Here is a 24061-nt window from a genome sequence, read left to right on the forward strand (position 1 = left end):
AAATCAAATATATCTCTCTAAAAAATACCTACTGAAAACTATATTCTCCCAATCTTATTCCCTAAAATTTCTTTAGTCCTTTTACTTCCGCTTTATCCTTTACTTCCTTGATACTGATGGCATAACCGCCACCGTTGGCAGCGCGCAAGTTCAGTTTGCTTTTGTTTGTCAGGATACCTTTTTTGATGGTATAAGCTTGCGGATTTTCTTTCCAGTCGGCATCTTTAGCATCCGCATAAACAGTGGCAATGTATTGTTTTCCCGGTGTGAGGAAGTCGAATACCAGTTTGGAAGTATGACCGTTCTCACCGGCTGTACAACCTACATACCAGTCGCCTGTACCTTTTGCCTTACGGGCGATAGTGATATATTCTCCCGGTTCTGCTTCCAGATAGTTTGTTTCGTCCCAGTCGATTGCCACGTCTTTGATGAATTGGAAAGCATCCATGAAACGTTCGTAGTTTTCAGGAATATCGGCAGCCATTTGCAGCGGGCTGTACATGGTCACGTACAAGGCTAACTGGCGGGCGATGGTAGAACGTACCTGTGAATTGTTTGCAGGATTCATCTTGTTACAATGAGTTTCGAAGATACCCGGAGTGTAATCCATCGGGCCGCCGACCAAACGGGTGAAAGGAAGTATAGTTGTGTGATATACTTTGTTTCCGCCGAATGATTCGTATTCGGTTCCGCGTGCGGATTCGTTGCCGATTAAGTTAGGATACGTGCGGCAGATACCTGTCGGGCGGGTTGCTTCGTGAGCATTTACCATGATTTTGTAGTCGGCTGCTTTCGTCACTGCATACAGGTAGTGGTTGTTCATCCATTGTCCGTAGTGGTGTTCGCCGCGCGGAATGATATTGCCTACATAACCGCTCTTTACAGAATTGTAACCGTTGTCTACCATAAACTGGTAAGCCTTGTCCATATGGCGTTCGTAGTTGCGGACAGATGCGGAAGTTTCGTGGTGCATCATCATCTTGATACCTTTGCTCGCTGCGTAACGATGTACTTCTTTTACATCGAAATCCGGATACGGAGTGACGAAGTCGAATACATAGTCCTTGCTATTGCCGAACCAGTCTTCCCAACCTTCATTCCAGCCTTCTACCAATACAGCGTCGAACCCGTTTGCTGCGGCGAAGTCAATATAGCGTTTCACGTTGGCAGTGTTGGCAGAATGTTTGCCGTTCGGTTTGGTTTTAGAGTAATCCGTTTCTCCCAGTTTTACGCTAGTCAGTTCGTCGGTATAAGCCCATGAACCTTTTCCGGTAATCATATCCCACCATACGCCGATATATTTCACAGGCTTCACCCATGAAGCGGCATCTGCGATTTTGCATGGCTCATTCAGGTTCAGAGTGATGCGGGATGCAAGAATATTGCGGGCATCATCGCTGACGATAACGGTACGCCACGGAGTATTACAGGGAGTTTGCAGATAACCTTTGTCTCCTTTAGCATCCGGAGTCAGCCAGGATTCGAATACCATATTTTTGTCGTCCAGATTCAGGTGCATACATGAGTAATCGATGAGAGCAGCTTCGTGAAGATTGATATATAAACCGTCATCCGTTTTCATCATCAGTGCAGTCTGTACGCCTGTCTGTGAGAAAGGAGTCTGAGAAGAGTTCGGAGTAATGGCTTCTTTCATCAAACCTCTGATTTCTGACAGGCGGGAGATAGTGTAATCATATTCCTGAGTGTCATAGTCGCCCGGTATCCAGTAAGCGATGTGGTCGCCTGCCATTGCAAACTGGGAATGTTCTTCTTTGATGATGAAGTAGTTCAGAGATTTCTGCTGCGGGAATTCGTAGCGGAATCCTAAACCATCGTTGAACAACCGGAAACGGATAAGGATAGAACGGTCGTTCATGGGCTGATACAGCGTGGCTGCCAGTTCGTTATAATGATTGTGGATTTCTTTTTCTTCTCCCCATACCGGTTGCCAAGTTTCGTTGAATGTGGAAGTCTTGACGTCTTTCACTTCGAATCCGTTATAAAGATTAGTCTTTGAATCAAGTTTTGTCAGATCCCGGCGGTCTACCCAGTCGAAATCTGTGCGGGTATTATCTTCTTTCTTTAATTCCAGTCCCAGGGTACTTGGTTTGATAACCGTTTTGCCTTTATAAATCAAGTCGTACGTTGGAGCACCTTCTTTGTTAACCTGGAAGGTCATTACTAGATTTCCATCCGGCGAAGTGAGTTTCTGTTGTGCATTCGCTATAAACGAGATACAGAAAAATGCGATAAGCAAAAGATTCTTTTTCATTTTATTTTTATGGTATTAAATTGTGAGCTAACCTATGTTTTTATTCCTTTTGTTTCGGATATTGCAAATGTAGCGACCGTCTGAACTGAGTTTTCCAATTAGAATAAAAATACAAGTTAGTATAAACTTTATTATTTTGATTTATAGCTAAATAACTGCTTGGGTACTTCGGATAAATATAAGTCGTAGTGAACTTCTTTAAAAGGATAAAAGGTATATCCCACGGCTCGGAAGTGTTAAATCCTTTCCTAATTCTACTTTTTTATCTTCCAATACATTGTATGCAGAAGTATCAGGCAGTATTTCCCGGTAAGTATCCAAACTGATAGTCTGTTCCCGGTCTGTTCCATTCAGGAGAACAACGACTGATTTATCACCCTGTTTCCTTTCGTACGCATAGATACCTTTACTCGGTGCGAAGTGTTTCAGTTTTCCTTTGGCTATAACTTCGTTTCCTTTTCTCCATTGGAGCAGTTTCTTCAGATAAGAGAAAGCTTCATTTTGTAGCGGAGTGCGGTTTGCCGCATCGAAGTAATTATGAGTATCATTTTGCCAGCCGCCCGGAAAGTCACAGCGAAGTAATCCGTCACCGTTGGCTTTATCGGCAGCCATCAGGATTTCTGTTCCGTAATATATTTGTGGAATTCCGCGTGTTGTCAGAAGGAACACTAATGCTTGTTTGTATCGGTTCAGGTTTTTAGTATCCGCTTCCGAACGATAAAAACGGGAAGTGTCGTGATTATCCAGGAAAGTCAATAGATTCATCGGGTTGGCAAAGACGATATCTTGCGACAGGTATTCGTAAAGTCGGCACAGTCCGCCGTTCCAGTCGGTTGTTTCCTCATCGAAAGCTTTGTTCATATGTTCCATCAATGGGAAGTCCATAACAGTGGGCAGGTAGGTGTTTTTAGGATAGGTCAGTTTGCTGTCTTTCTGCCAATAAGAGATAAGTACATTGCTGCCTAACCAAGTTTCGCCTACAATATTGAATTTGGGATATTCTTCGTTCACTGCCTTGCACCAATGAGCCATCATGTCAAAGTCCGCATAAGGGTGCGTATCCTGGCGGATTCCGTTAATACCGGCATACTCTATCCACCAGATACTGCTCTGAATCAGATAAGTAGCTACATGGCGGTTCCGTTGGTTGAAATCTGGCATAACCTGGCTGAACCAACCGTCAACTGCTATTTTCTTTTCGTAATCAGAAGCATACGGGTCTAGTTGGGTGGCAGTCTTAAAAGTTGTCTGCACATAGTTGCCTTTGAAGTTGAACCAGTCTTTGGATGGCATATCCTTATATAGATAGTTTTCACTACCGCAGTGGTTGAAAATCATATCCATGACTACTTTCATCCCTTTGGCATGTGCCTGGTCTACAAGGTTCCGGAATTCTTCATTATTCCCAAAGCGGCGGTCTGCCTGATAATAATCAGTGATGGCATAACCGTGGTAAGAGCCTTCCTTCATGTCATTCTCCTGAATCGGATTCAGCCATATGCTCGTCACACCTAAGTCCGCGATATAATCCAGATGCTTTTCTATCCCTTTGAAATCACCGCCATGGCGGGCGAAGGAGTCGTTACGGTCTACTCTGGCTTCCAACATTCCGGAAATTATATCATTAGAAGAATCACCGTTAGCAAAACGATCCGGCATAATGAGATAAAGCACATCGCTAGAGTTGAAACCTTCTATCTGAGAAGAATCCGGCTTTCTTTCTTTGAGTTCATAAGGAATTACAGTCTGTTTTTTACCTTGTTTCAGAATCATGTTGAATGTCTGCGGGGCTGCTTCCGAGATATTCAGATAGACAATCAGATAATTTGGATTTTCTAGCTTGACAACCTCTTGCAAGGTGATGTCTTCGGAAGAGATACTGACTTCTGCAAATGCTATATGTTCTCCATATAGCAAAACCTGCAACTCCGGATTTTTCATACCTGCCCACCAAAAAGCAGGGGCTACTTTTTTTATGACAGTTGCGGCATATACCGGGCTGCAACCAAATAGTAGTACAAGTAAGATTACAAATAGAAAATTCTTTTTCATGGTAACATAGATTTTAAATGTTTGCTCGGCGAACCGATGTTGCAAATGTAGGGGGATAGGGGAAAGCATTTGGGGACTAGAATATAAATATAAATACTTGTGATGCTCATTTTGTTGAAAATGAATGCATTGCTTGTGAAAAGACTATGAGAAAATACAACTAGGAATTAAAATTATTTTGACCGTCTGTTTCATAATCATTACTATATTCATTATATTTGTGACATCTTTAAAAAGTAACCTATGAGAAATATAGCCTATATCTTAGCTTTTCTTTTAGTTTGTCCGACTTTACTGTTTGCGACACAGACGGATGATAATGCGGCAGTCCTTAAAAGACTGGATGATATTATAAATAAGAAAGAGACTTTTCAGGTTCAGAAAGAGAAAGCTATTGATGCGCTGAAAATGCAGCTCGCTCATTCGGTTGCTCCTGCTGATAAATATCGCTTGTATGGTTCTTTGTTCGATGCTTATCTTCATTATCAGGCAGATTCTGCACTTTATTATATAAACAGGAGACAACAGCTTCTCCCCCAACTGACCCGTCCAGAATTGGCAGATGAGATAATAATTGACCGTGCAACAGTATTGGGAGTGATGGGAATGTATATTGAAGCCATGAAAGAACTGGAGAGCATAAATTCGGAGAAGCTGGACAAACAAACATTACTATCCTATTATCAGACTTATCGTGCCTGTTATGGTTGGCTTGCAGACTATACCACTAATAAAGAGGAAAAGAAGAAATACCTGACAAAGACAGATTTATACAGGGACTCTATCATTGGTATAATGCCGCCCGAAATAAACCGTACGATTGTACTGGCTGAGAAATGTATCGTTACAGGTAAGGCTGATACAGCTTTGGTGATGCTCAGCGACGCGTTGAAGGATGCGGTTGACGAACGTCAGAAAGTCTATATCTACTATACGCTGTCCGAAGCATATGGCATGAAAGGCGATATGGAAAAAGAAGTATATTATCTGATATTGACAGCTATTGCCGATTTGGAATCTTCGGTCAGGGAATATGCTTCATTGCAGAAACTGGCACACTTGATGTATGAACTGGGCGATGTAGACCGCGCTTACAAATATCTGAGCTGTTCGATGGAAGACGCCGTAGCTTGCAATGCCCGCCTGCGTTTTATTGAGGTGACGGAGTTCTTTCCTATTATCGACAAGGCTTATAAACTGAAGGAAGAAAAAGAACGTGTGGTTTCACAGGCAATGCTTGTCAGCGTCAGTCTGTTGTCTTTCTTTCTCCTTATTGCTGTTTTCTATTTGTATCGTTGGATGAAGAAACTGTCTGCCATGCGGCGTGACTTAAGCTTGGCGAACAAACAAATGCAGGCAGTAAACAAAGAACTGGAACAGACGGGGAAAATTAAAGAGGTGTATATCGCCCGCTATCTGGACAGATGCGTCAACTATCTGGATAAGCTGGAAACTTACCGTCGTTCACTGGCGAAGCTGGCTATGGCGTCACGTATTGAAGACTTGTTCAAAGCCATCAAGTCCGAGCAGTTTATCCGTGACGAGCGGAATGAATTCTATAATGAGTTTGATAAGTCTTTCCTGAAACTGTTCCCGAACTTTATTACCGCCTTTAATGAACTGCTGGTAGAAGAAGGGCGCATATACCCGAAATCCGATGAACTGCTGACAACGGAACTCCGCATTTTTGCCCTTATTCGCCTGGGAGTGATAGATAGTAACAAGATAGCCCATTTTCTGGGCTACTCTTTGGCGACTATCTATAATTATCGTAGCCGGATGCGTAACAAGGCTGCCGGTGATAAGGACAGGTTTGAGCAAGATGTGATGAATTTGTAATATGGCATCCGGATAATTTCTTCTTTTTTTTCTACCTTTGTAGACAAATAATCTAATAATAAACTTACTAAAAAATGAAAAAGTTAATCTACACACTGTTCTTTGTTCTTATCTCCGTTGTTGCAAACGGTCAGGCAAAGTACGTATTCTATTTCATCGGGGATGGGATGGGAGTGAACCAAGTAAATGGTACGGAGATGTATCAGGCGGAAATTCAAAATGGCCGTATTGGTGTTGAACCTTTGTTATTTACTCAATTCCCGGTTGCTACTATGGCAACTACTTTCTCAGCTAAAAATTCAGTAACCGACTCTGCTGCTGCAGGTACTGCATTAGCAACAGGCAAGAAGACTTATAATCATGCAATTTCTGTGGGAGAGGACAAGAATGCTATTCAGACTGTAGCTGAAAAGGCAAAGAAAGCTGGTAAGAAAGTTGGTGTAACTACTTCTGTTAGTGTAGATCATGCTACTCCTGCCGCATTCTATGCACATCAACCCGATCGTAATAGATATTATGAAATAGCTTTGGATTTGCCAAAAGCAAATTTTGATTTTTATGCAGGTGGTGGTTTTCTTAAACCGACTACATCTTTTGACAAGAAAGAAGCTCCAAGTATTTTCCCTATTTTTGAAGAAGCCGGATATACAGTAGCACGTGGCTACAATGACTATAAGGCAAAAGCTGCAAAAGCAGAAAAGATGATCCTGATTCAGGAAGAAGGTGCTAATCCATCTTGTTTACCTTATGCTATCGATCGTAAAGAAGGTGATTTGACTTTAGCACAGATTACAGAAAGTGCCATTGATTTTCTTACTAAAGATAATAAGAAAGGGTTTTTCTTGATGGTAGAAGGTGGCAAAATAGACTGGGCGTGTCATGCGAATGATGCTGCTACAGTGTTCAACGAAGTAAAGGATATGGATAATGCTATCAAGGTAGCTTATGAGTTTTATAAAAAGCATCCGAAAGAAACCCTTATTGTCGTTACTGCCGACCATGAAACAGGTGGTATCGTGCTGGGTACAGGAAAATATGAATTGAACCTGAAAGCATTGCAGCATCAGAAACATTCTGCTGACGGACTTTCACAACGTATCAGCGAATTGAGAAAATCAAAAGGCAATAAAGTGACTTGGGAAGATATGAAAACATTCTTGGGCGAAGAAATGGGTTTCTGGAAACAATTCCCTATTTCTTGGGAACAGGAAAAGAAATTACGTGATGAGTTTGAAAAATCATTCGTGAAGAATAAAGTCGTATTTGCTGAAAGTATGTACTCTAAGAGTGAACCGATGGCTGCACGTGCTAAGGAAGTGATGGATGAGATTGCTATGGTAGGTTGGGTAAGTGGCGGTCACTCTGCCGGTTATGTACCTGTATTCGCTATCGGCGCAGGTTCTCAACTGTTTGGAGAAAAGATTGATAACACGGAGATTCCTAAAAGAATTGCGAAAGCAGCCGGATACAAATAAATATCGGTAAAGACATAAAAAAACCGGGAGTCCAAAAACTTCCGGTTTTTTATATATGTTCTTGTCAATTATGCTTTTACACGTCCTACGTAAGAACCATCGCGAGTGTCGATTTCAATTGTTTCACCTTCGTTGATGAACAACGGAACACGTACGGTTGCTCCTGATTCTACAGTGGCAGGTTTCAGCGTGTTGGTAGCTGTATCACCTTTCACGCCCGGTTCTGTATAAGTCACTTTCATTTGAACCTTGATCGGCATATCTGCATAAAGAACAGTTTCAGTAGAAGCGTCAGAAACAACTTCCAATACTGCACCTTCGAGCAGGAAGTCAACCCCGTTAATCAAATCGTGAGCGATAGGGTGTTGGTCGAATGTTTCTTGGTTCATGAAGATATAATCTTCTCCTTCTTTATACAAAAATTGGTACGGACGACGTTCTACGCGTACATCTTCCAACTTTTCACCGATGTTGAAACGGCGTTCAAGAACGTAACCGCTGACTACATCTTTCAGTTTAGTACGCATGAAAGTATTACCTTTACCTGGTTTTACATGCAGGAATTCGATACAGAAATAGAGCTTTCCGTCCATACGGATACAAGTTCCGTTTTTGATGTCTTGAGCATTAATCATACTGCTATTTTTCTTAATATATTATTGTTATTTAATTGTTTTCGCAGGAATTCGACTGCAAAAGTAATCTAAATCAGTAAAAAACACAAAAACTTTTGAGCAAAAATGAGTTATCTCTTGGTTAATTTAAAAAAAGTGCCTATTTTTGCAGCCCGATTACGTAGAATAATAACATAAAAACAAGATACAGTAATGAAAAGAACATTTCAACCCTCTAACAGAAAGAGAAAGAACAAACACGGTTTCCGTGAGAGAATGGCATCGGCTAATGGTCGTAGAGTATTAGCTGCTCGTCGTGCAAAAGGCAGAAAGAAACTGACTGTTTCTGATGAGTACAACGGACAAAAGTGATAATCACTTGTCATCAGGAAACAAAAAAGGCGGGGAATTTAATCTTCGCCTTTTTTGTTTCCTGATTTTCAGGAGAATAGTATGTTAAAAAGCGCTATTGTTTGCTCTTGTTTATGACTTTTTGCTTTTCTTTGTGGAATAGAACAAGACTCATAAACAAACATACGTAATAGAAGAGCGGATTCGGGGGATTTGAAAACCCGCATAAATATAATAAGGTTGTTGAAATCTATAGGAGTGGGGATTATAGTTGCAGCAATTCTGGCGATGATAAGCGTTCTTGCATAATAGATGAGGACATTTTTCATCGCCTACTTTTTAAAAGTTCAACTATTTTGTCGTATCTTTGGCGCATATTAACAGCAATGCGTATGACTATTAAAGAATTCTTTTCTTTTAAAACAAATAAATTCTTCTGGGTGAATATGATCGCCATGATTGTTGTGGTGGTAGTGATGATATTCGGTGTATTGAAATGGCTTGATATACATACTCATCATGGTGAAACTGTTGCCGTTCCCGATGTGAAAGGGATGACGGTGGACGAAGCAGCGAAAATGTTCCGGAATCACGGTTTGGTATATGTGATTTCCGATACCAAATATGTAAAGGATAAAGCAGCAGGTATCATTCTCGAACTGAAGCCGGGAGCCGGCGAGAAAGTGAAAGAAGGACGCACAGTATATCTGACTGTCAATACGTTGGATGTCCCTTTGCGTGCTATTCCCGATGTGGCGGACAACAGCTCGCTCCGCCAGGCGCAGGCTAAATTGCTGAATGCCGGTTTCAAACTGAATCAGGTTCAATTGGTAAATGGTGAGAAAGACTGGGTATACGGCGTGAAGTACCAGGGACGTCAGTTGGCTGCGGGTGAGAAAATTCCTGTGGGATCTTCGTTAACATTGATGGTCGGAAACGGCTCCGGTGATACGTCAGAAGAAGATTCAGCCGATGTTTCCGTAGATACGGACCAGCCGGTTACGTCAGAATCGTCATCTACTCAAGATGATAGTTGGTTTTAATAGATAAATAACAGAAACGGACTCGCATGATAGAGGAAGAACTTCCGGATGAACTGGAGAATGATTTGGACGATATAGAACCTGTCGGTGACGAATCCCAGCTTTACGAACACTTCCGCGTGGTTGTAGATAAGGGACAGGCGATGGTCAGAGTCGACAAATATCTGTTCGAACGTATTGTCAATGCTTCGCGCAACCGTATTCAGAAGGCTGCCGAAGGCGGATTCGTTATGGCCAATGGCAAGCCGGTGAAGAGTAGCTACAAAGTGAAACCGCTGGATGTCATAACGGTGATGATGGATCGCCCCCGTTATGAAAACGAAATTATTCCTGAAGATATTCCCCTTACTATTGTTTATGAAGATCCATACGTAATGGTGGTGAATAAACCGGCAGGGTTGGTAGTGCATCCGGGACACGGAAACTATCACGGCACGCTTGTCAATGCGCTCGCCTGGCACATGAAGGATATACCGGATTACGATGCCAATGACCCGCACGTGGGACTTGTTCATCGCATCGACAAAGATACTTCGGGCTTGCTGGTGATTGCCAAGACACCGGATGCCAAAACAAATCTGGGACTCCAATTTTTTAATAAGACTACCAAACGCAGATATCGTGCTCTGGTGTGGGGCGTTGTGGAACAGGATGAAGGAACGATTGTCGGTAATATCGCCCGCAATCCGAAAGACCGGATGCAGATGGCGGTGATGTCCGACCCGACAGTGGGCAAACATGCCGTTACGCACTACCGTGTATTGGAAAGACTGGGATACGTAACCCTTGTGGAATGTATACTTGAAACAGGACGTACCCATCAGATTCGTGTCCACATGAAGCATATCGGCCATGTATTGTTCAATGACGAACGCTATGGCGGGCATGAGATACTGAAAGGAACTCATTTTAGTAAATACAAACAGTTTGTAAATAATTGCTTTGACACTTGTCCCCGACAGGCTTTGCATGCTATGACGTTGGGGTTTGTGCATCCCGTCACAGGTGAGGAGATGTACTTTACTTCCGAACTTCCGGATGACATGACCCGGCTTATCGAGAAGTGGAGAGGCTATATAAGTAATAGAGAATTAGAATGAAACGCAACATCGCTATCGTAGCAGGAGGGGATACCTCTGAAATCGTAGTTTCCCTGCGTAGTGCACAGGGCATTTATTCCTTTATTGATAAGGAAAAGTATAATTTGTATATCGTGGAGATGGAAGGCCGTCGCTGGGAAGTACAATTGCCGGACGGAAATAAAGTGCCGGTAGATAGAAATGACTTTAGTTTTACGAACGGAACGGAAAAGGTTGTGTTCGACTTTGCTTATATTACCATCCATGGTACGCCCGGTGAGGATGGTCGCCTGCAAGGCTATTTTGATATGATGCGTATACCGTATTCCTGTTGTGGAGTATTGGCAGCTGCCATTACATACGACAAGTTTACCTGCAATCAATATCTGAAAGCTTTTGGAGTGCGCATTGCCGAATCATTGTTGCTGCGCCAGGGACAATCGATTTCTGACGAGGAAGTAGTGGAAAAGATCGGTCTGCCTTGTTTTATCAAGCCTAGTCTGGGAGGTTCGAGCTTCGGAGTTACGAAAGTAAAAACAAAAGAACAAATACAGCCGGCCATTGTTAAAGCTTTCGGAGAGGCGCAAGAAGTACTTGTAGAAGCGTTTATGGATGGAACGGAACTGACTTGTGGCTGCTATAAGACCAAAGAGAAGACAGTAATCTTACCGCCTACGGAAGTGGTGACGCACAATGAGTTCTTTGATTATGATGCTAAATATAATGGACAGGTAGATGAAATCACTCCTGCGCGTATCTCGGACGAACTGACCAAGCGTGTGCAGATGTTGACTTCGGCTATCTATGATATATTAGGTTGCTCCGGCATTATCCGTGTAGATTATATTGTGACTGCCGGTGAAAAACTGAATCTTCTCGAAGTAAACACTACTCCGGGAATGACTACTACCAGCTTTATTCCCCAGCAGGTGCGTGCAGCCGGACTGGATATAAAGGATGTGATGACCGATATTATTGAAAACAAATTTTAATCACGTGATGGATCTGACAGAGTTTAATGAAATTCGTCCTTACAATGATGAGGAACTTCCTCAAATCTTTGAGGAACTGATTGCCGATCCGGCTTTTCAGAAAGCTGCTACCGGGGCTATACCGAACGTTCCATTTGAACTTCTGGCGCAGAAAATGCGTGCCTGTAAGACTAAACTTGATTTTCAGGAGGCATTTTGCTATGGTATTTTGTGGAAGATAGCGGCAGATCATACCGCCGGGCTGACACTGGATCATACCGCCATACCGGATAAAAGTAAAGCTTATACGTATATATCGAATCATAGAGACATTATTCTCGATTCGGGCTTTCTCTCTATTTTGTTGATTGACCAGGGGATGGATACGGTAGAAATAGCGATTGGAGATAATTTGCTGATTTATCCCTGGATTAAGAAACTGGTACGTGTCAATAAATCATTCATTGTACAGCGGGCATTGACAATGCGGCAGATGTTGGAATCTTCAGCACGTATGTCCCGTTATATGCATTACACCATTTCGGAGAAAAAACAGTCTATTTGGATTGCGCAGCGTGAAGGACGTGCAAAAGATTCGAATGACCGTACACAAGACAGTGTGTTGAAAATGCTGGCAATGGGTGGTGAAGGTGATTTGATAGACCGTTTGATGGAAATGAATATTGCTCCGCTTGCTATTTCATACGAATATGACCCGTGTGATTTTCTGAAAGCGCAGGAGTTTCAGTTGAAGAGAGACATCGAAGGGTATAAGAAGACGACGCAGGACGATTTGATTAATATGCAAACCGGTCTTTTCGGATATAAAGGCAGGGTACATTTTCAGGTTGCCCCTTGTCTAAATGATGGTCTGAAAGAGTTGGACCGTTCGTTGCCGAAACCGGATTTGTTTGCCCGTATCTCTGCCTGTATTGACCGCCGCATTCATCGTAATTACCGGATATATCCGGGAAATTATGTGGCGTACGATTGGCTGAATGGCACGACGGAATTCGGGTCCAATTACACGGAAGAAGAGAAACAACAGTTTATGAACTATATTGAACAACAATTGGCAAAGATCAAGATTCCGAATAAGGATGAAGACTTTTTGCGTGAGAAGTTGTTATTAATGTATTCCAATCCGTTAGTTAATTATTTAGCAGCTTGCCGATGAAAAGAAGAAAATTACATGTTATTTGGTTGTGGGGATTGCTTTTCCTGATGACTGCCTGTGGAGATGATGATTATTATTATCCTTCGGTGAAACTGGAATTTGTGACTGTAGAGGCCGGGGAAGACGGTCGTATACAAACGCTTATTCCTGATAAGGGAGAGGCTTTGCCTGTGGCGGAAGATCGTACGGGTTCTACTATTGCCGCAAATACCTCCAGACGTGTAATGAGTAACTATGAAGTGCTTCCGGATGGAAGTGCGGCTACTATATATTCTTTGCAATCGCTCATTGTGCCGGTGCCTAAGCCGGAAGATGATCCGGTGTATAAAGACGGTATAAAGCAAGATCCGGTAGAGGTGGTCAGTATCTGGCTGGGGCGGGATTATCTGAATATGATTCTGAATCTAAAAGTCAGTACAGGCAAAGGACATACTTTCGGCATAGTGGAAGATGTGTCTGAACTTAAAACAAATGGTATTGTGAATATGTTATTATACCATGATGCGAACAGTGATGAAGAATACTATAATCGGCGTGCTTACATTTCTGTTCCTTTGGCGCAATATATTGATGAGGAGCATCCTGGTCGGACCATAAATATTAAGTTTAAATATTGTACGTACGATAAGGATGGATCTGCAGTAGTATCTGAAAAGTATTGTGATCCCGGGTTTGACTATACTCCTGGGCAGAATTGAATAATAGAGTATATATGTTTAAATTGAATCAATTAGTCGTGGGGATATTTTTATTTCTCTCTTCCCTTTTCTCTTGTCAGCAGAAAGGAGATTTTCAATCCATGAATGTAGAGGAGTTTGATTCTCTTATTCAGAATGAGGATATACAACGTCTGGATGTCCGCACACTTGCGGAATATTCGGAGGGGCACATCACGAAGACAATCAACATCAATGTGATGGATGATTCTTTTGCTTCAATGGCTGATTCATTATTACAGAAGGATAAACCGGTGGCTGTGTATTGTCGTAGTGGTAATCGGAGCAAGAAGGCTGCGGCAATTTTGAGTGAGAAGGGCTATAAGGTCTTTGAGCTTGATAAAGGATTTAATTCCTGGCAGGAGGCTGGCAAAGAAATAGAGAAATAAGGTAAAGAGCGGGGTAAGTAATAGCCCGCTTTTATTTTAAATACAATAAGAACAAAAGAACATCTCAATTTTCAAATCCTGTTTTTATATTTATAAGTAGGATTTTAAGGAGATGTTCTTTTGTTCTTATGCGTTGATGGAAGAGGCTTTTCGGCCTCTTTATTTTTCGGTTATTTCAGTCCTTCCAATAGTCTCTTCAGAACGACAGTTGCCGAGATTTCACGATTAGCAGCTTCCGGAATAACGATTGATTGCGGGCTTTCGATCACATCGTCTGTCACAATCATATTTCTGCGAACCGGAAGACAATGCATGAAATAAGCGTTGTTGGTAACTGCCATTTGACGGTCGCTGACTGTCCAATCACGATCTTTACTTAATATCTGTCCGTAATTGTCGCCGGAATAAGCTGCCCAGTTCTTGGCATATATAAAGTCGGCTCCTTCGAAAGCCTTCATCTGGTCGTATTCTACTTTTGCGTTGCCTACAAATTGCGGGGCGAGTTCATAACCTTCGGGGTGGGTGATGACAAATTCGTAATCCGTTGCGTTCATCCATTCGGCAAAAGAATTGGGAACAGCTTGTGGCAATGGACGTGGATGTGGAGCCCAGGTCATGACCACTTTAGGACGTGCTGTTTTCTTGTATTCTTCAATGGTAATCAAGTCGGCAAAGCTCTGCAATGGGTGGCGTGTTGCCGCTTCCATCGAAAAGACGGGACGTCCGGAGTATTGGATAAATTGATTGATAATCGTTTCCTGATAGTCAAAGTCGCGGTTTTCGAAACGGGCGAAAGAGCGTACTCCGATGAGATCACAATAACAGCCCATCACCGGAATGGCTTCTAAGATATGTTCCGGTTTATCGCCATCCATAATTACGCCACGTTCGGTTTCCAGTTTCCATGCACCTTGATTGATATCTAGTACCATTACATTCATTCCCAAGTTGATTGCAGCTTTCTGTGTGCTAAGGCGGGTGCGCAGACTGGAGTTGAAGAAGATCATCATCAAAGTCTTGTTTCGTCCCAGTTCTACATATTTGAAACGATCTTTTTTAATTTCGAATGCTTCTGCAAGGGCTGATTTTAAATCGCCGATGTCCTGTACGCAAGTAAATTTATTCATATCATTTATCTTTTAATTCTTAATTTTCAATTAGTTTCGTTCAATACCTTGTTTGATTTTTAACGATAAAGGTATCGTCTCAATTTCTTCTCGTTTGCCCGTCTCCTTCGATGACCCATTTGTAAGAGGTGATCTCTTCCAGTCCCATCGGACCGCGCGCATGTAGTTTTTGCGTACTGATTCCGATTTCTGCTCCTAATCCGAATTGCGCTCCGTCAGTGAAGGCAGTAGATACATTGGTATATACGCAAGCTGCATCCACAATCTTTGTGAATAAGGCTGCACGTTCCTTGTTTTCGGTAACAATACACTCGCTATGTTTGGAGCTGTTTTCCTGAATATGTCCTAAGGCATCTTCGAAGCTTTTTACGGTCTTGACAGCCATTTTATAATCCAGAAACTCTGTGCCGAAACTTTCTGCTTTGGCGTGTTCCAGAAGTTCGGTAGGATAGCTGCCTTCTAATGCTTGATAAGCCTGTGCGTCAGCATAGATAATGACATGGCTGTCTTTTAGTTTCTCGCAAAGCATAGGGAGATCGGTCAGTCTCTTCTCATGTATAATGGCGCAGTCCAGCGCATTACATACGCTAACCCTGCGTGTCTTCGCATTATGAATAATAGCTGCCCCCTTGTTTACATCTCCAAATTCATCAAAGTAAGTGTGACAGATACCTGCCCCTGTTTCAATAACGGGAATTTTTGCATTCTCGCGTACGAAATGGATCAGGCTGCTGCTGCCTCTGGGGATAATCAGATCTACGTAACCCACTGCATTCAGCAATGCTGCCGTAGCTTCTCTGTCGGCCGGAAGTAGTTCTACAATGTGCGGATTGATATTGAATTTCCTCAATACTTCATGAATCACACTGATGATAGCCCGGTTGGAACAATCGGCATCACTTCCTCCTTTCAATATGCAGGCATTTCCACTCTTTAGACAAAGGGAGAAAACATCAAAACTGACATTCGGACGGGCTTCATAAATGATTCCTATCACTCCGAAAGGAACGCTGACTTTTGTCAATCTCATCCCATTGGGGCGAACACTTTCTTTCAACACTTTACCCAAAGGAGAGGGGAGTGTAGCTACATTGCGTGTGTCGGCAGCAATGCCTTTTAAACGTTCTTCCGTCAATTTTAACCGGTCGTACTTCGGATCATTTTTGTCCATCCGTGCGAGGTCTTTTTCATTCTCTGCAAGAATGAAAGGTGTTTCTGCAATTGCTGCGTCAGCTACTGCATTTAAAATCTGATTGATGATGTCATCATTCAGCAAGGCTAATTCCCGACTTGCCACCTGTACGGCAGCAAAGGTTTCGTTTAAATTTGTAGTCATTTGCTCCTTTTTTGCATTAAATGGAAAGATAAACTATGCAAATATAGTGAATGATGTGAATAAAACTTGTTGAAAGCAGAAATAAATGTTGCTTTTGTGGTGGTATATCAGCAATATACGGGCGTCTCAATGCAGATGTTTTATCTACAATACATTATACAACCGAAAATAAACGCTTTCCTTCAATCAAGATGCTAATATTCTCCTGAATAATAGCTTCAATTTCTTATCACTGCTTCGGGTTGACTTGCAATATTACTAACCCTATCTACAGTTGACCTTATTATTGATTATTCAATGTATAGATAGTCATAATGTACTACCGGTTTCTTTCCATGCTTACCGATTGCTTCTTGTGCCTGCTTGGAATCGCAGTTCACCTTTCCAACGCCCACTTGATTTCCTTGAAAGTCCATGATACGCACAATGTCATCTTTCTCAAATTCACCTTCAACGTGAGTAATTCCGATGGGGAGGATACTGACAGCCTTTTCAGAGTTTAGAACTTCTGTCGCACATTCGTTGATGTGAATTTCTCCTTTGGCAAACCCCTCGCTATGAGCAATCCATTTCTTGACACTGGATACCGGTTCGTTTGAAGGAACAAAACGTGTACAAAGCGTTTCTTTCGGATGCTGAAGCAAATCTACCAGAATATTATCCCGTTTCCCGTTGGCAATAATCACTGTAATTCCTTCATCAGCTACTTTGCGGGCAATATTTGTTTTCGTCAACATTCCCCCCCGTCCGAAACTGGACTTCGTTGCCTGAATATAATTGGATAAATCTTTTCCGTGATCGATCTCCCGGATAACAGAAGAACCCGGATCGGCAGGAGAACCATTGTAAATTCCGTCGATGTTGCTTAGGATAATGAGAGCCTGTGCATCCATCATGGAAGCGATGAGTCCGGACAATTCATCATTATCAGTGAACATAAGCTCGCTGACGGAAATTGTATCATTCTCGTTGACAATAGGAATAACATTGTTTTCAAGCATTACCGTCATACAGTTTTTCTGATTCAGATAATGGCGGCGGGTACCGAAACTTTCTTTCGTGGTTAACACCTGACCAACAGGAATACTATGCTCGCGGAAAAGTTCGTAGTAACGGTTGATGAGCTTAGCTTGACCTACGGCAGAAAACAACTGGCGTTGGTCTACACTATCGAGTTTTTTCTGTGGATGCACTTCACTGCGCCCGGAAGCAACAGCTCCCGAAGAAATCAGAATGATTTCCACCCCGGATTTATGTAATTCCGCTATCTGGTCAACAAGTGCCGACATACGGGTAACGTCCAGCGTTCCGTCTCGGCGTGTCAATACATTGCTTCCTACTTTTACTGCGATTCGTGTAAATTCCTGTTTCATTCCTACTAACGATTTGAAAGCACAAATATAGAGCTTTTTACCGATATGTTACCAAAACAGGCTAAAAAGAATTATCTTTGCAGTCAGATAGAGAAAAGATAAGCAATGAAACATACAAACCCACAAGTAGAACAGATGACCTCTTTCATCGTAATGGATGTGTTGGAGAGGGCGAACGAATTGCAAAAACAAGGCATTGATATTATTCATCTGGAAGTTGGCGAACCTGATTTTGATGTGCCGGCCTGTGTGGCGGAAGCGGCAAAAGCGGCTTATGATCGTCATCTGACTCATTATACACATTCTTTGGGTGATCCGGAACTGCGACGGGAAATTGCCGCTTTTTATCTGCGCGAATATGGGGTAACGGTAGATCCGGATTGTATTGTCGTGACTTCCGGGTCTTCTCCGTCTATTCTTCTTGCATTGATGTTGCTCTGCAATCCGGATAGTGAAGTGATTCTTTCCAATCCGGGGTACGCTTGCTATCGCAATTTTGTGTTGGCAACGCAAGCCAAACCTGTTTTGGTTCCTTTGTTTAAAGAATATCTGCAATACGACATAGAGGCTATCCGTAAGTGTGTGAATCCGCATACTGCGGCTATCTTTATCAATTCTCCGATGAATCCGACCGGAATGTTGTTGGATGAAAAATTCTTGAAGGACGTAGCTGCATTAGGAGTTCCTGTCATTTCAGATGAAATTTATCACGGCCTTGTGTATGAAGGACGTGCGCACAGCATCCTTGAATATACGGATCAGGCTTTTGTCCTGAACGGATTCTCTAAACGTTTTGCGATGACGGGGCTTCGGTTGGGCTATTTGATCGCACCTAAATCTTGTATGCGATCTTTGCAAAAGTTACAACAAAATCTGTTTATCTGTGCGTCCAGTGTTGCCCAGCAGGCAGGGATTGCCGCATTGCGGCAGGCTGAACCGGACGTGGAACGGATGAAGCTGGTTTATGATGAGCGTCGCCGATATATGATTGCCCGTCTCCGGGAAATGGGTTTTGAAATAAAAGTAGAACCTCAAGGGGCATTTTACATTTTTGCTGACGCGCGCAAATTTACTACCGACTCTTATCGTTTTGCATTCGATGTACTCGAACATGCACACGTCGGCATTACTCCCGGGGTAGATTTTGGTACGGGAGGCGAAGGATATGTACGTTTCTCCTATGCAAATTCATTGGAGAATATCCGCGAAGGGCTCGACCGCATCAGTCGTTATCTTTCTCGGCCCGGCTCCTGATAAGTGCGGTGGCCGCTTCGTATTGGTCCTCGGTGACAAGAACGGATACGGAAGGAGCGATATAGGGTGCCAGTGTACCCATAATCCCATCTTTGATTACGCAACGGATGTCATTGCTTTCTAATAGCCCTTTGATGATCTCGGCTTCCCATGGGGATCCGGAGAATACTTCTATTGCTTTGCTATAATCTTCTTCTTTCATGATCTTGCTTATTAGGGGTTATCTACAAATATAACAAAAAAGAGAGAGAAACGGTTACTTTTTTTCTTAAATTTTATTCGAGCGTGATGTGTTTTACACTAATCTGCTGTTTCAGGAAAGTAGAGGCCGATTCTGAAAACTTTTCTTCCGCTTCGGTCGTGTAAAACTGACAGTTCCCATTCTTCGTGCATTTTGCATCCATTTCGGGATGTCTTTTCAGATAGTCTTTCAGACTTTCCGCAACATACTCACCTTGCGCAATTACACTGATATGCTCCGGAATATATTGCCGGATTTTGGGTAGAAGTATGGGGAAATGAGTACATCCGAGAATGACAGTATCTATTTGAGGATCCTTTGATAGCAATTGGTTGATGTACTTCTGGATAAAATAGTCTGCTCCTTCGTCCTGTGATTCATTGTTTTCAACTAGTGATACCCACATCGGACAGGCTGTGCCGCTGACCTGGATTTCAGGAAATAGCTTGTGTATTTCCAACGGATACGATTCGGATTTGATGGTGCCTGCTGTTGCCAGTACACCGATATGCTGATTTTTGCTTATCTCTCCGACACACTCTACGGTAGGGCGGATGACTCCGAGCACACGGCGAGCCGGATCGATGCCTGGTAAATCATTCATCTGAATACTGCGCAAAGCTTTTGCGGAAGCTGTATTGCAAGCTAATATAACCAGGTGGCAGCCCATATCAAATAGTTTGTTGACCGCTTGCCGGGTAAATTCGTATACGACCTCAAAAGAACGTGTTCCGTAAGGAGCACGTGCATTATCTCCCAAATAGATATAATCATATTCCGGTAATACTTCTCTTATTTTGTCTAAGATGGTCAGACCTCCGTAACCGGAGTCAAATACTCCGATCGGTCCGGGCGTATTGGATAGATGTTGCTTCATGACACACTTGATTTATATACGCAAATGTACGCCAAAAAAAGGGAAAGAGAAAGAAGTTGATCCTTCTTTCTCTTTCCCTTTTGGTATTTCTTTATTCTTGGTCAGTTCTTATTTGATACCAAGATTTGCTTTTACCTTGCTAGTCAAGTTGATGCTCTGTGATTCGTTTACGTATGGAATCGAAGTTCTTGCCAGGTCGAAGATGTAGATTACACCTTCAGCAGCGCCTACGGCTTTGATAGCATTGTCCAACTTCTGATAGATAGGAGCCATGGCATCATTTTGTGCTTTCGCCATTTGCTGTTGAGCATCTTGTTGGAATTGCTCTTGTCTTTGCATCATATCTTGCAATTCTTTTTGTCTTCTTTCAGCGATGTTGGGAGGAAGAGAATCCTTAGCGATAGCTTGTTGGAATTCCTGATATTTCTTGTTGAATTCTTCCTGCGTTCTCTGAAGTTCAGCAGTAAGTTGTTTTTCTAAAGTCTGAATGTCATTTTGAGCTTTGGTGAATTCCGGCATCACAGTGATGATTTCCTGTGCATTAATGTGGCCGAATTTCAGGTTCTGTGCAAATACACCCATTGGGAGTGCAAGCAACATTACAAGTGCAATTTTTTTTAGCATAGTTCTATAATTTATTTGAATGATTTTTAGTTATTTCCAGCTGCAAATGTATGAAATTAATTTGAATATCCTAATTTTCTTAGGATTTCATCACTAATATCTATGCGTGGATTTGCAAATATTATACCTGTAGCAGAGGCTCTGTCGATAATCAAATCATATCCATGTTGCTGTGATATAGCTTTCACGGCTTCATAAATATCGTCCTGAATCGGAGTAATCAACTTGTCTCTCATCTTGGCTAATTCGCCTTCCGGACCGAAGTAGTTACGCTTCAACTCGGCTGCTGCTTTTTCTTTAGCTACGATTGCATCTTCTGTCTTTGTCTTTTGTGCGGCAGAAAGAGTGGAAGATTTTGCCTGGTAGTCCTGGAACATCTTTTGTGCTTCTTTTGCCAGGGCTTCTACTTCGCTCTGGTATTTCTTCGTAGCTTCTTGCATTTGCTCATTAGCGCTTTGAGCTGCCGGAATATTCTTCATGATATATTCCGTATCGATCAGTGCAAACTTCTGTGCATTTGCCGCCATGCTGACAGCAAACAGCATCATGATTAATAGAACAGACTTTCTCATAACGTTTAGTTTTTGATGATACATTAGAATTCTTGTCCTAAGATAAAGTGGAATTGACTTCCTCCGTATTGTTTAGAACCAAATACTTTGTCGAAACCGTAACCCCAGTCAATACCCATCATACCAATCATCGGCAGGAAGATACGAACACCGACACCGGCAGAACGTTTCAATTCGAATGGATTGAATTTCTTGATATCGTGCCATGCGTTACCAGCTTCTAGGAAACCTAACACATAAATGTTAGTACTTGTTTCCAGCATCAACGGATATCTTAATTCAATGCCGAGGCGTGCGTAAGCATAACCTTCAGATCCGTATGGAGTTAATGAGCTGTTTTCGTAACCGCGCAAAGCGATACTTTCAGTTGCATAAGTTGAATAACCGGTCATACCGTCACCACCCACGTCGAATGTTCCGAACGGAGATTTCTTGTATTGGTTGTAGTGACCTAACAAACCGAATTCAGTACGTGTCATTAACACCAGACATTTCGGATGTGCAATCGGGTCCATCAACGGAGTATACGTTTTGCCTTTGAATTTCCATTTGTGGTATTCTATCCATTTATGAAGTTTATTCATGTTGTCCTGGGTAATGCTACCTGTTTCAGGGTTACTATAATATCCCTTATAGTCTTTACCGTCCATCAATGAGTAAGGCGGTGTAAGCTGAACTGACAATGAAAAATCTGAACCTGAACGGGGGAAGATCGGGTTGTCAATAGAGTTACGTGCCAAAGTCAATGAAATGCTAAGGTCATTACATTTACCGTTGGTTACCGGGAAGTATTGCCAGTCGCTCAAGTTGTAGCGTTGATAAGCTAATTCTGCAGAAAGAGTGAAATAGTCATCCGGCCATTTCAGACGTTTACCCCAACCTACGGAAAGTCCCCACATCTTGATAGACTTGTCCGGGTCATAATAGTTTTCGTAGTTGTTGTAGTTACCGTAATTGTACATACCATAACCACCGTAACCACTATACATGCTGTTGTAGTAGTTGTTGAAATAGCTGGAATTGTAGTAACGGCTACTGATGTCTGTCTGTACAGAGAAGAATGCTGATACAGAGAATGAGTTCGGACGTTTACCGCCAAACCATGGATCGAAGAATGAAATACTGTATGATTGGTAGTATTTAGCATTCGTCTGTCCGCTGATAGTCAATGTCTGTCCGTCACCTTGCGGCAGGATACCACGGTAGTTTTCACCCGGGTGTAACAGGTTGGCTACAGAGAAGTTGGTAAACTTCAAACTCAACTTACCAATGATACCCGTTTGTCCCCAACCGGCAGAGAACTCTACCTGGTCGTTGGCTTTGGAAGTCAAAGGCAAGCCTATGTCAACAGTTCCATTCATCGGATCCGGTTGAATATCCGGTTGCAGTTTTTCCGGGTCAAAGTGGCCCATTTGCTGGATTTCACGCAAAGAACGCATCAAGTCTTCTTTGCTGAACAGCTGTCCCGGGCGGATACGAAGTTCACGGCGAACGACGTTTTCATACAAACGGTCGTTACCACTGATCTTAATCTTATTGATAGTGGCCTGACGACCTTCATAGATTCTCATTTCGAGGTCGATAGAGTCGCCTACGATATTTACTTCTACCGGATCAAGGTTGTAGAAGAGGTAACCGTTATTGTAATATAAGTTACCGATAGCATCGTCGTCTGTAGAAACACGCTCATTCAACAACTTTTGGTTGTATACATCGCCTTTCTTCATACGAAGCAGGAAGTTCAACTGTTCCGACGGATAAAGAGTATTACCTACCCATGTCACGTTACGGAGGTAGTATTTCTGACCTTCGTCTATATCCAAATATACATCTACCGTCTTTTCATCATATTGTGAAACGCTGTCTTTAACGATCATTGCATCACGATATCCCAGCTCATTATACTTGTCGATGATAAGTTGTTTATCTGCTTCAAAGTTTTCCGGCACGAATTTCTTGGTGCGGAACAAGTTTAGAAGTTTACCTTTCTCATTGGTTTTCTTCATTACTTTTTTCAGCTTGGAAGCCTTGATTGCAGTGTTTCCTGCAATGGTGATTTTGTGTACTTTGATTTTCTCCTTTTTGTCTATATCAATGTCCACAATCACCTGATTCTCGCTGGAAGGATCGTCTTTCTGTGCGATGATTACTTCGGCATTTTTAAATCCCTTGTCATCAAAATAACGTTTAATCAATGTTTTGGCACGGTCTACGGTATTCGGAGTAATCTGCATGCCTTTTACCATTCCTAGTTTGGCCTCAAGGTCGGTACGTTCTGACTTTTTCACACCGTGGTAGCGTACATCTGCGATACGTGGGCGTTGTGTCAGACTGATTTTTAACCAGATTTTGTTGCCTTCTATTTTCTCGGCTGTGATTTGTACATTTGAGAACAAACCATGACGCCAATAACGTTTGATTGCTCCAGTGATTTCGTCACCCGGCACAGTAATTGTTTGTCCTACCGATAGTCCGGATAGCCCAATCAATACATAGTCTTCATAATTCTTTACGCCTTCAACTTTAATATCTGCTATCTCATACTTTTTGGGTGTTCCGGAGTATAAGATGACAGGTTTTGAGTCTTCATCAGTATTAGCATTTTGCGCAACGCCTGTTGTCGCAAAGCAGCACAGGCAGACAAACGTTATGAATATAAAGGAAATACGATAATGCATT

Annotated in this window: 21 protein-coding genes; 10 read left to right on the forward strand and 11 right to left on the reverse strand. The window is 42.4% G+C overall.

Annotated features, from left to right (window positions below; genetic code table 11):
• Nucleotides 1–61: 61 nt before the first annotated feature.
• A complete protein-coding gene (locus LPH68_RS07645) occupies nucleotides 62–2272 on the reverse strand; it encodes a glycoside hydrolase family 97 protein (RefSeq protein WP_008776434.1) in 2211 nt (736 codons plus the stop codon).
• 198 nt (nucleotides 2273–2470) lie between these two features.
• Entirely contained in the window at nucleotides 2471–4324 is a 1854-nt protein-coding gene (locus tag LPH68_RS07650; protein ID WP_151923188.1) for a glycoside hydrolase family 13 protein, read from the reverse strand.
• A gap of 243 nt (nucleotides 4325–4567) precedes the next feature.
• Here LPH68_RS07650 and LPH68_RS07655 point away from each other — a divergent pair, with 243 nt between their 5' ends.
• The gene (locus tag LPH68_RS07655; RefSeq protein ID WP_004312987.1) at nucleotides 4568–6163 is read left to right on the forward strand and encodes a DUF6377 domain-containing protein; all 1596 of its coding nucleotides are present in this window, start codon (nucleotides 4568–4570) and stop codon (nucleotides 6161–6163) included.
• Nucleotides 6164–6237: 74 nt separating this feature from the next.
• Entirely contained in the window at nucleotides 6238–7638 is a 1401-nt protein-coding gene (locus LPH68_RS07660) for an alkaline phosphatase (RefSeq protein ID WP_008776432.1), read from the forward strand.
• Nucleotides 7639–7706: 68 nt separating this feature from the next.
• Here LPH68_RS07660 and efp read toward each other — a convergent pair whose 3' ends face one another.
• Nucleotides 7707–8273, reverse strand: coding sequence for an elongation factor P (gene efp, locus LPH68_RS07665; RefSeq protein WP_004312989.1), 567 nt, complete (start codon nucleotides 8271–8273; stop codon nucleotides 7707–7709).
• A gap of 192 nt (nucleotides 8274–8465) precedes the next feature.
• Between efp and rpmH the strand changes: the two genes are divergently transcribed.
• From rpmH to LPH68_RS07700, 7 genes are all read left to right on the forward strand, one after another.
• On the forward strand, nucleotides 8466–8624 hold the full coding sequence (gene rpmH / locus LPH68_RS07670; RefSeq protein ID WP_004299762.1) for a 50S ribosomal protein L34: 159 nt from the start codon (nucleotides 8466–8468) through the stop codon (nucleotides 8622–8624).
• Nucleotides 8625–8995: 371 nt separating this feature from the next.
• Nucleotides 8996–9646 (forward strand): PASTA domain-containing protein, encoded by a 651-nt coding sequence (locus tag LPH68_RS07675; RefSeq protein WP_008016764.1) that lies wholly within the window; start codon nucleotides 8996–8998, stop codon nucleotides 9644–9646.
• A gap of 26 nt (nucleotides 9647–9672) precedes the next feature.
• The gene (locus LPH68_RS07680) at nucleotides 9673–10746 is read left to right on the forward strand and encodes an RluA family pseudouridine synthase (RefSeq protein ID WP_004312991.1); all 1074 of its coding nucleotides are present in this window, start codon (nucleotides 9673–9675) and stop codon (nucleotides 10744–10746) included.
• Nucleotides 10743–11717 carry a D-alanine--D-alanine ligase gene (locus tag LPH68_RS07685; RefSeq protein ID WP_120067093.1) on the forward strand — a complete coding sequence of 325 codons (975 nt, stop codon included), beginning with the start codon at nucleotides 10743–10745 and terminating at the stop codon, nucleotides 11715–11717. Before LPH68_RS07680 ends, LPH68_RS07685 begins: the two co-directional genes overlap by 4 nt.
• A 7-nt stretch (nucleotides 11718–11724) precedes the next feature.
• On the forward strand, nucleotides 11725–12873 hold the full coding sequence (locus LPH68_RS07690) for a 1-acyl-sn-glycerol-3-phosphate acyltransferase (RefSeq protein ID WP_120067092.1): 1149 nt from the start codon (nucleotides 11725–11727) through the stop codon (nucleotides 12871–12873).
• On the forward strand, nucleotides 12870–13571 hold the full coding sequence (locus LPH68_RS07695; RefSeq protein WP_004312994.1) for a NigD-like protein: 702 nt from the start codon (nucleotides 12870–12872) through the stop codon (nucleotides 13569–13571). The genes LPH68_RS07690 and LPH68_RS07695 overlap by 4 nt, the downstream gene beginning before the upstream one ends.
• A gap of 14 nt (nucleotides 13572–13585) precedes the next feature.
• Nucleotides 13586–13978, forward strand: coding sequence for a rhodanese-like domain-containing protein (locus tag LPH68_RS07700; protein WP_074707149.1), 393 nt, complete (start codon nucleotides 13586–13588; stop codon nucleotides 13976–13978).
• Between the two features lie 170 nt (nucleotides 13979–14148).
• Here LPH68_RS07700 and LPH68_RS07705 read toward each other — a convergent pair whose 3' ends face one another.
• The 3 genes from LPH68_RS07705 to proB all read right to left on the reverse strand — a co-directional run bounded on the left by LPH68_RS07705 (nucleotide 14149) and on the right by proB (nucleotide 17814).
• Entirely contained in the window at nucleotides 14149–15105 is a 957-nt protein-coding gene (locus LPH68_RS07705; RefSeq protein WP_004312996.1) for an acetylornithine carbamoyltransferase, read from the reverse strand.
• A gap of 79 nt (nucleotides 15106–15184) precedes the next feature.
• On the reverse strand, nucleotides 15185–16441 hold the full coding sequence (locus LPH68_RS07710) for a glutamate-5-semialdehyde dehydrogenase (protein ID WP_004312997.1): 1257 nt from the start codon (nucleotides 16439–16441) through the stop codon (nucleotides 15185–15187).
• Nucleotides 16442–16731: 290 nt separating this feature from the next.
• On the reverse strand, nucleotides 16732–17814 hold the full coding sequence (gene proB, locus LPH68_RS07715; RefSeq protein WP_004312998.1) for a glutamate 5-kinase: 1083 nt from the start codon (nucleotides 17812–17814) through the stop codon (nucleotides 16732–16734).
• 105 nt (nucleotides 17815–17919) lie between these two features.
• On the opposite strand from proB, the gene LPH68_RS07720 reads away from it, so the two are divergent.
• Nucleotides 17920–19068: a pyridoxal phosphate-dependent aminotransferase gene (locus LPH68_RS07720; RefSeq protein ID WP_151923190.1), complete on the forward strand. Its 1149-nt coding sequence runs from the start codon at nucleotides 17920–17922 to the stop codon at nucleotides 19066–19068.
• Here the strand turns inward: LPH68_RS07720 and LPH68_RS07725 are convergent.
• The 5 genes from LPH68_RS07725 to bamA all read right to left on the reverse strand — a co-directional run bounded on the left by LPH68_RS07725 (nucleotide 19037) and on the right by bamA (nucleotide 24060).
• Nucleotides 19037–19270 carry a DUF2007-related protein gene (locus LPH68_RS07725; protein WP_004313000.1) on the reverse strand — a complete coding sequence of 78 codons (234 nt, stop codon included), beginning with the start codon at nucleotides 19268–19270 and terminating at the stop codon, nucleotides 19037–19039. The genes LPH68_RS07720 and LPH68_RS07725 overlap by 32 nt on opposite strands.
• Nucleotides 19271–19343: 73 nt before the next feature.
• Nucleotides 19344–20186 (reverse strand): glutamate racemase, encoded by an 843-nt coding sequence (murI, locus tag LPH68_RS07730; RefSeq protein ID WP_151923191.1) that lies wholly within the window; start codon nucleotides 20184–20186, stop codon nucleotides 19344–19346.
• Nucleotides 20187–20294: 108 nt separating this feature from the next.
• The gene (locus tag LPH68_RS07735; RefSeq protein WP_004310501.1) at nucleotides 20295–20810 is read right to left on the reverse strand and encodes an OmpH family outer membrane protein; all 516 of its coding nucleotides are present in this window, start codon (nucleotides 20808–20810) and stop codon (nucleotides 20295–20297) included.
• A gap of 56 nt (nucleotides 20811–20866) precedes the next feature.
• Nucleotides 20867–21382, reverse strand: a complete 516-nt coding sequence (locus LPH68_RS07740) for an OmpH family outer membrane protein (protein ID WP_008776422.1) — start codon at nucleotides 21380–21382, stop codon at nucleotides 20867–20869.
• A gap of 23 nt (nucleotides 21383–21405) precedes the next feature.
• Nucleotides 21406–24060 carry an outer membrane protein assembly factor BamA gene (bamA, locus tag LPH68_RS07745; protein ID WP_004313003.1) on the reverse strand — a complete coding sequence of 885 codons (2655 nt, stop codon included), beginning with the start codon at nucleotides 24058–24060 and terminating at the stop codon, nucleotides 21406–21408.
• Between the last annotated feature and the right edge of the window lies 1 nt (nucleotide 24061).

The sequence above is a fragment of the Bacteroides sp. 1_1_30 genome (genome assembly GCF_020982715.1).
Taxonomy (GTDB): Bacteria; Bacteroidota; Bacteroidia; order Bacteroidales; family Bacteroidaceae; genus Bacteroides; species Bacteroides xylanisolvens.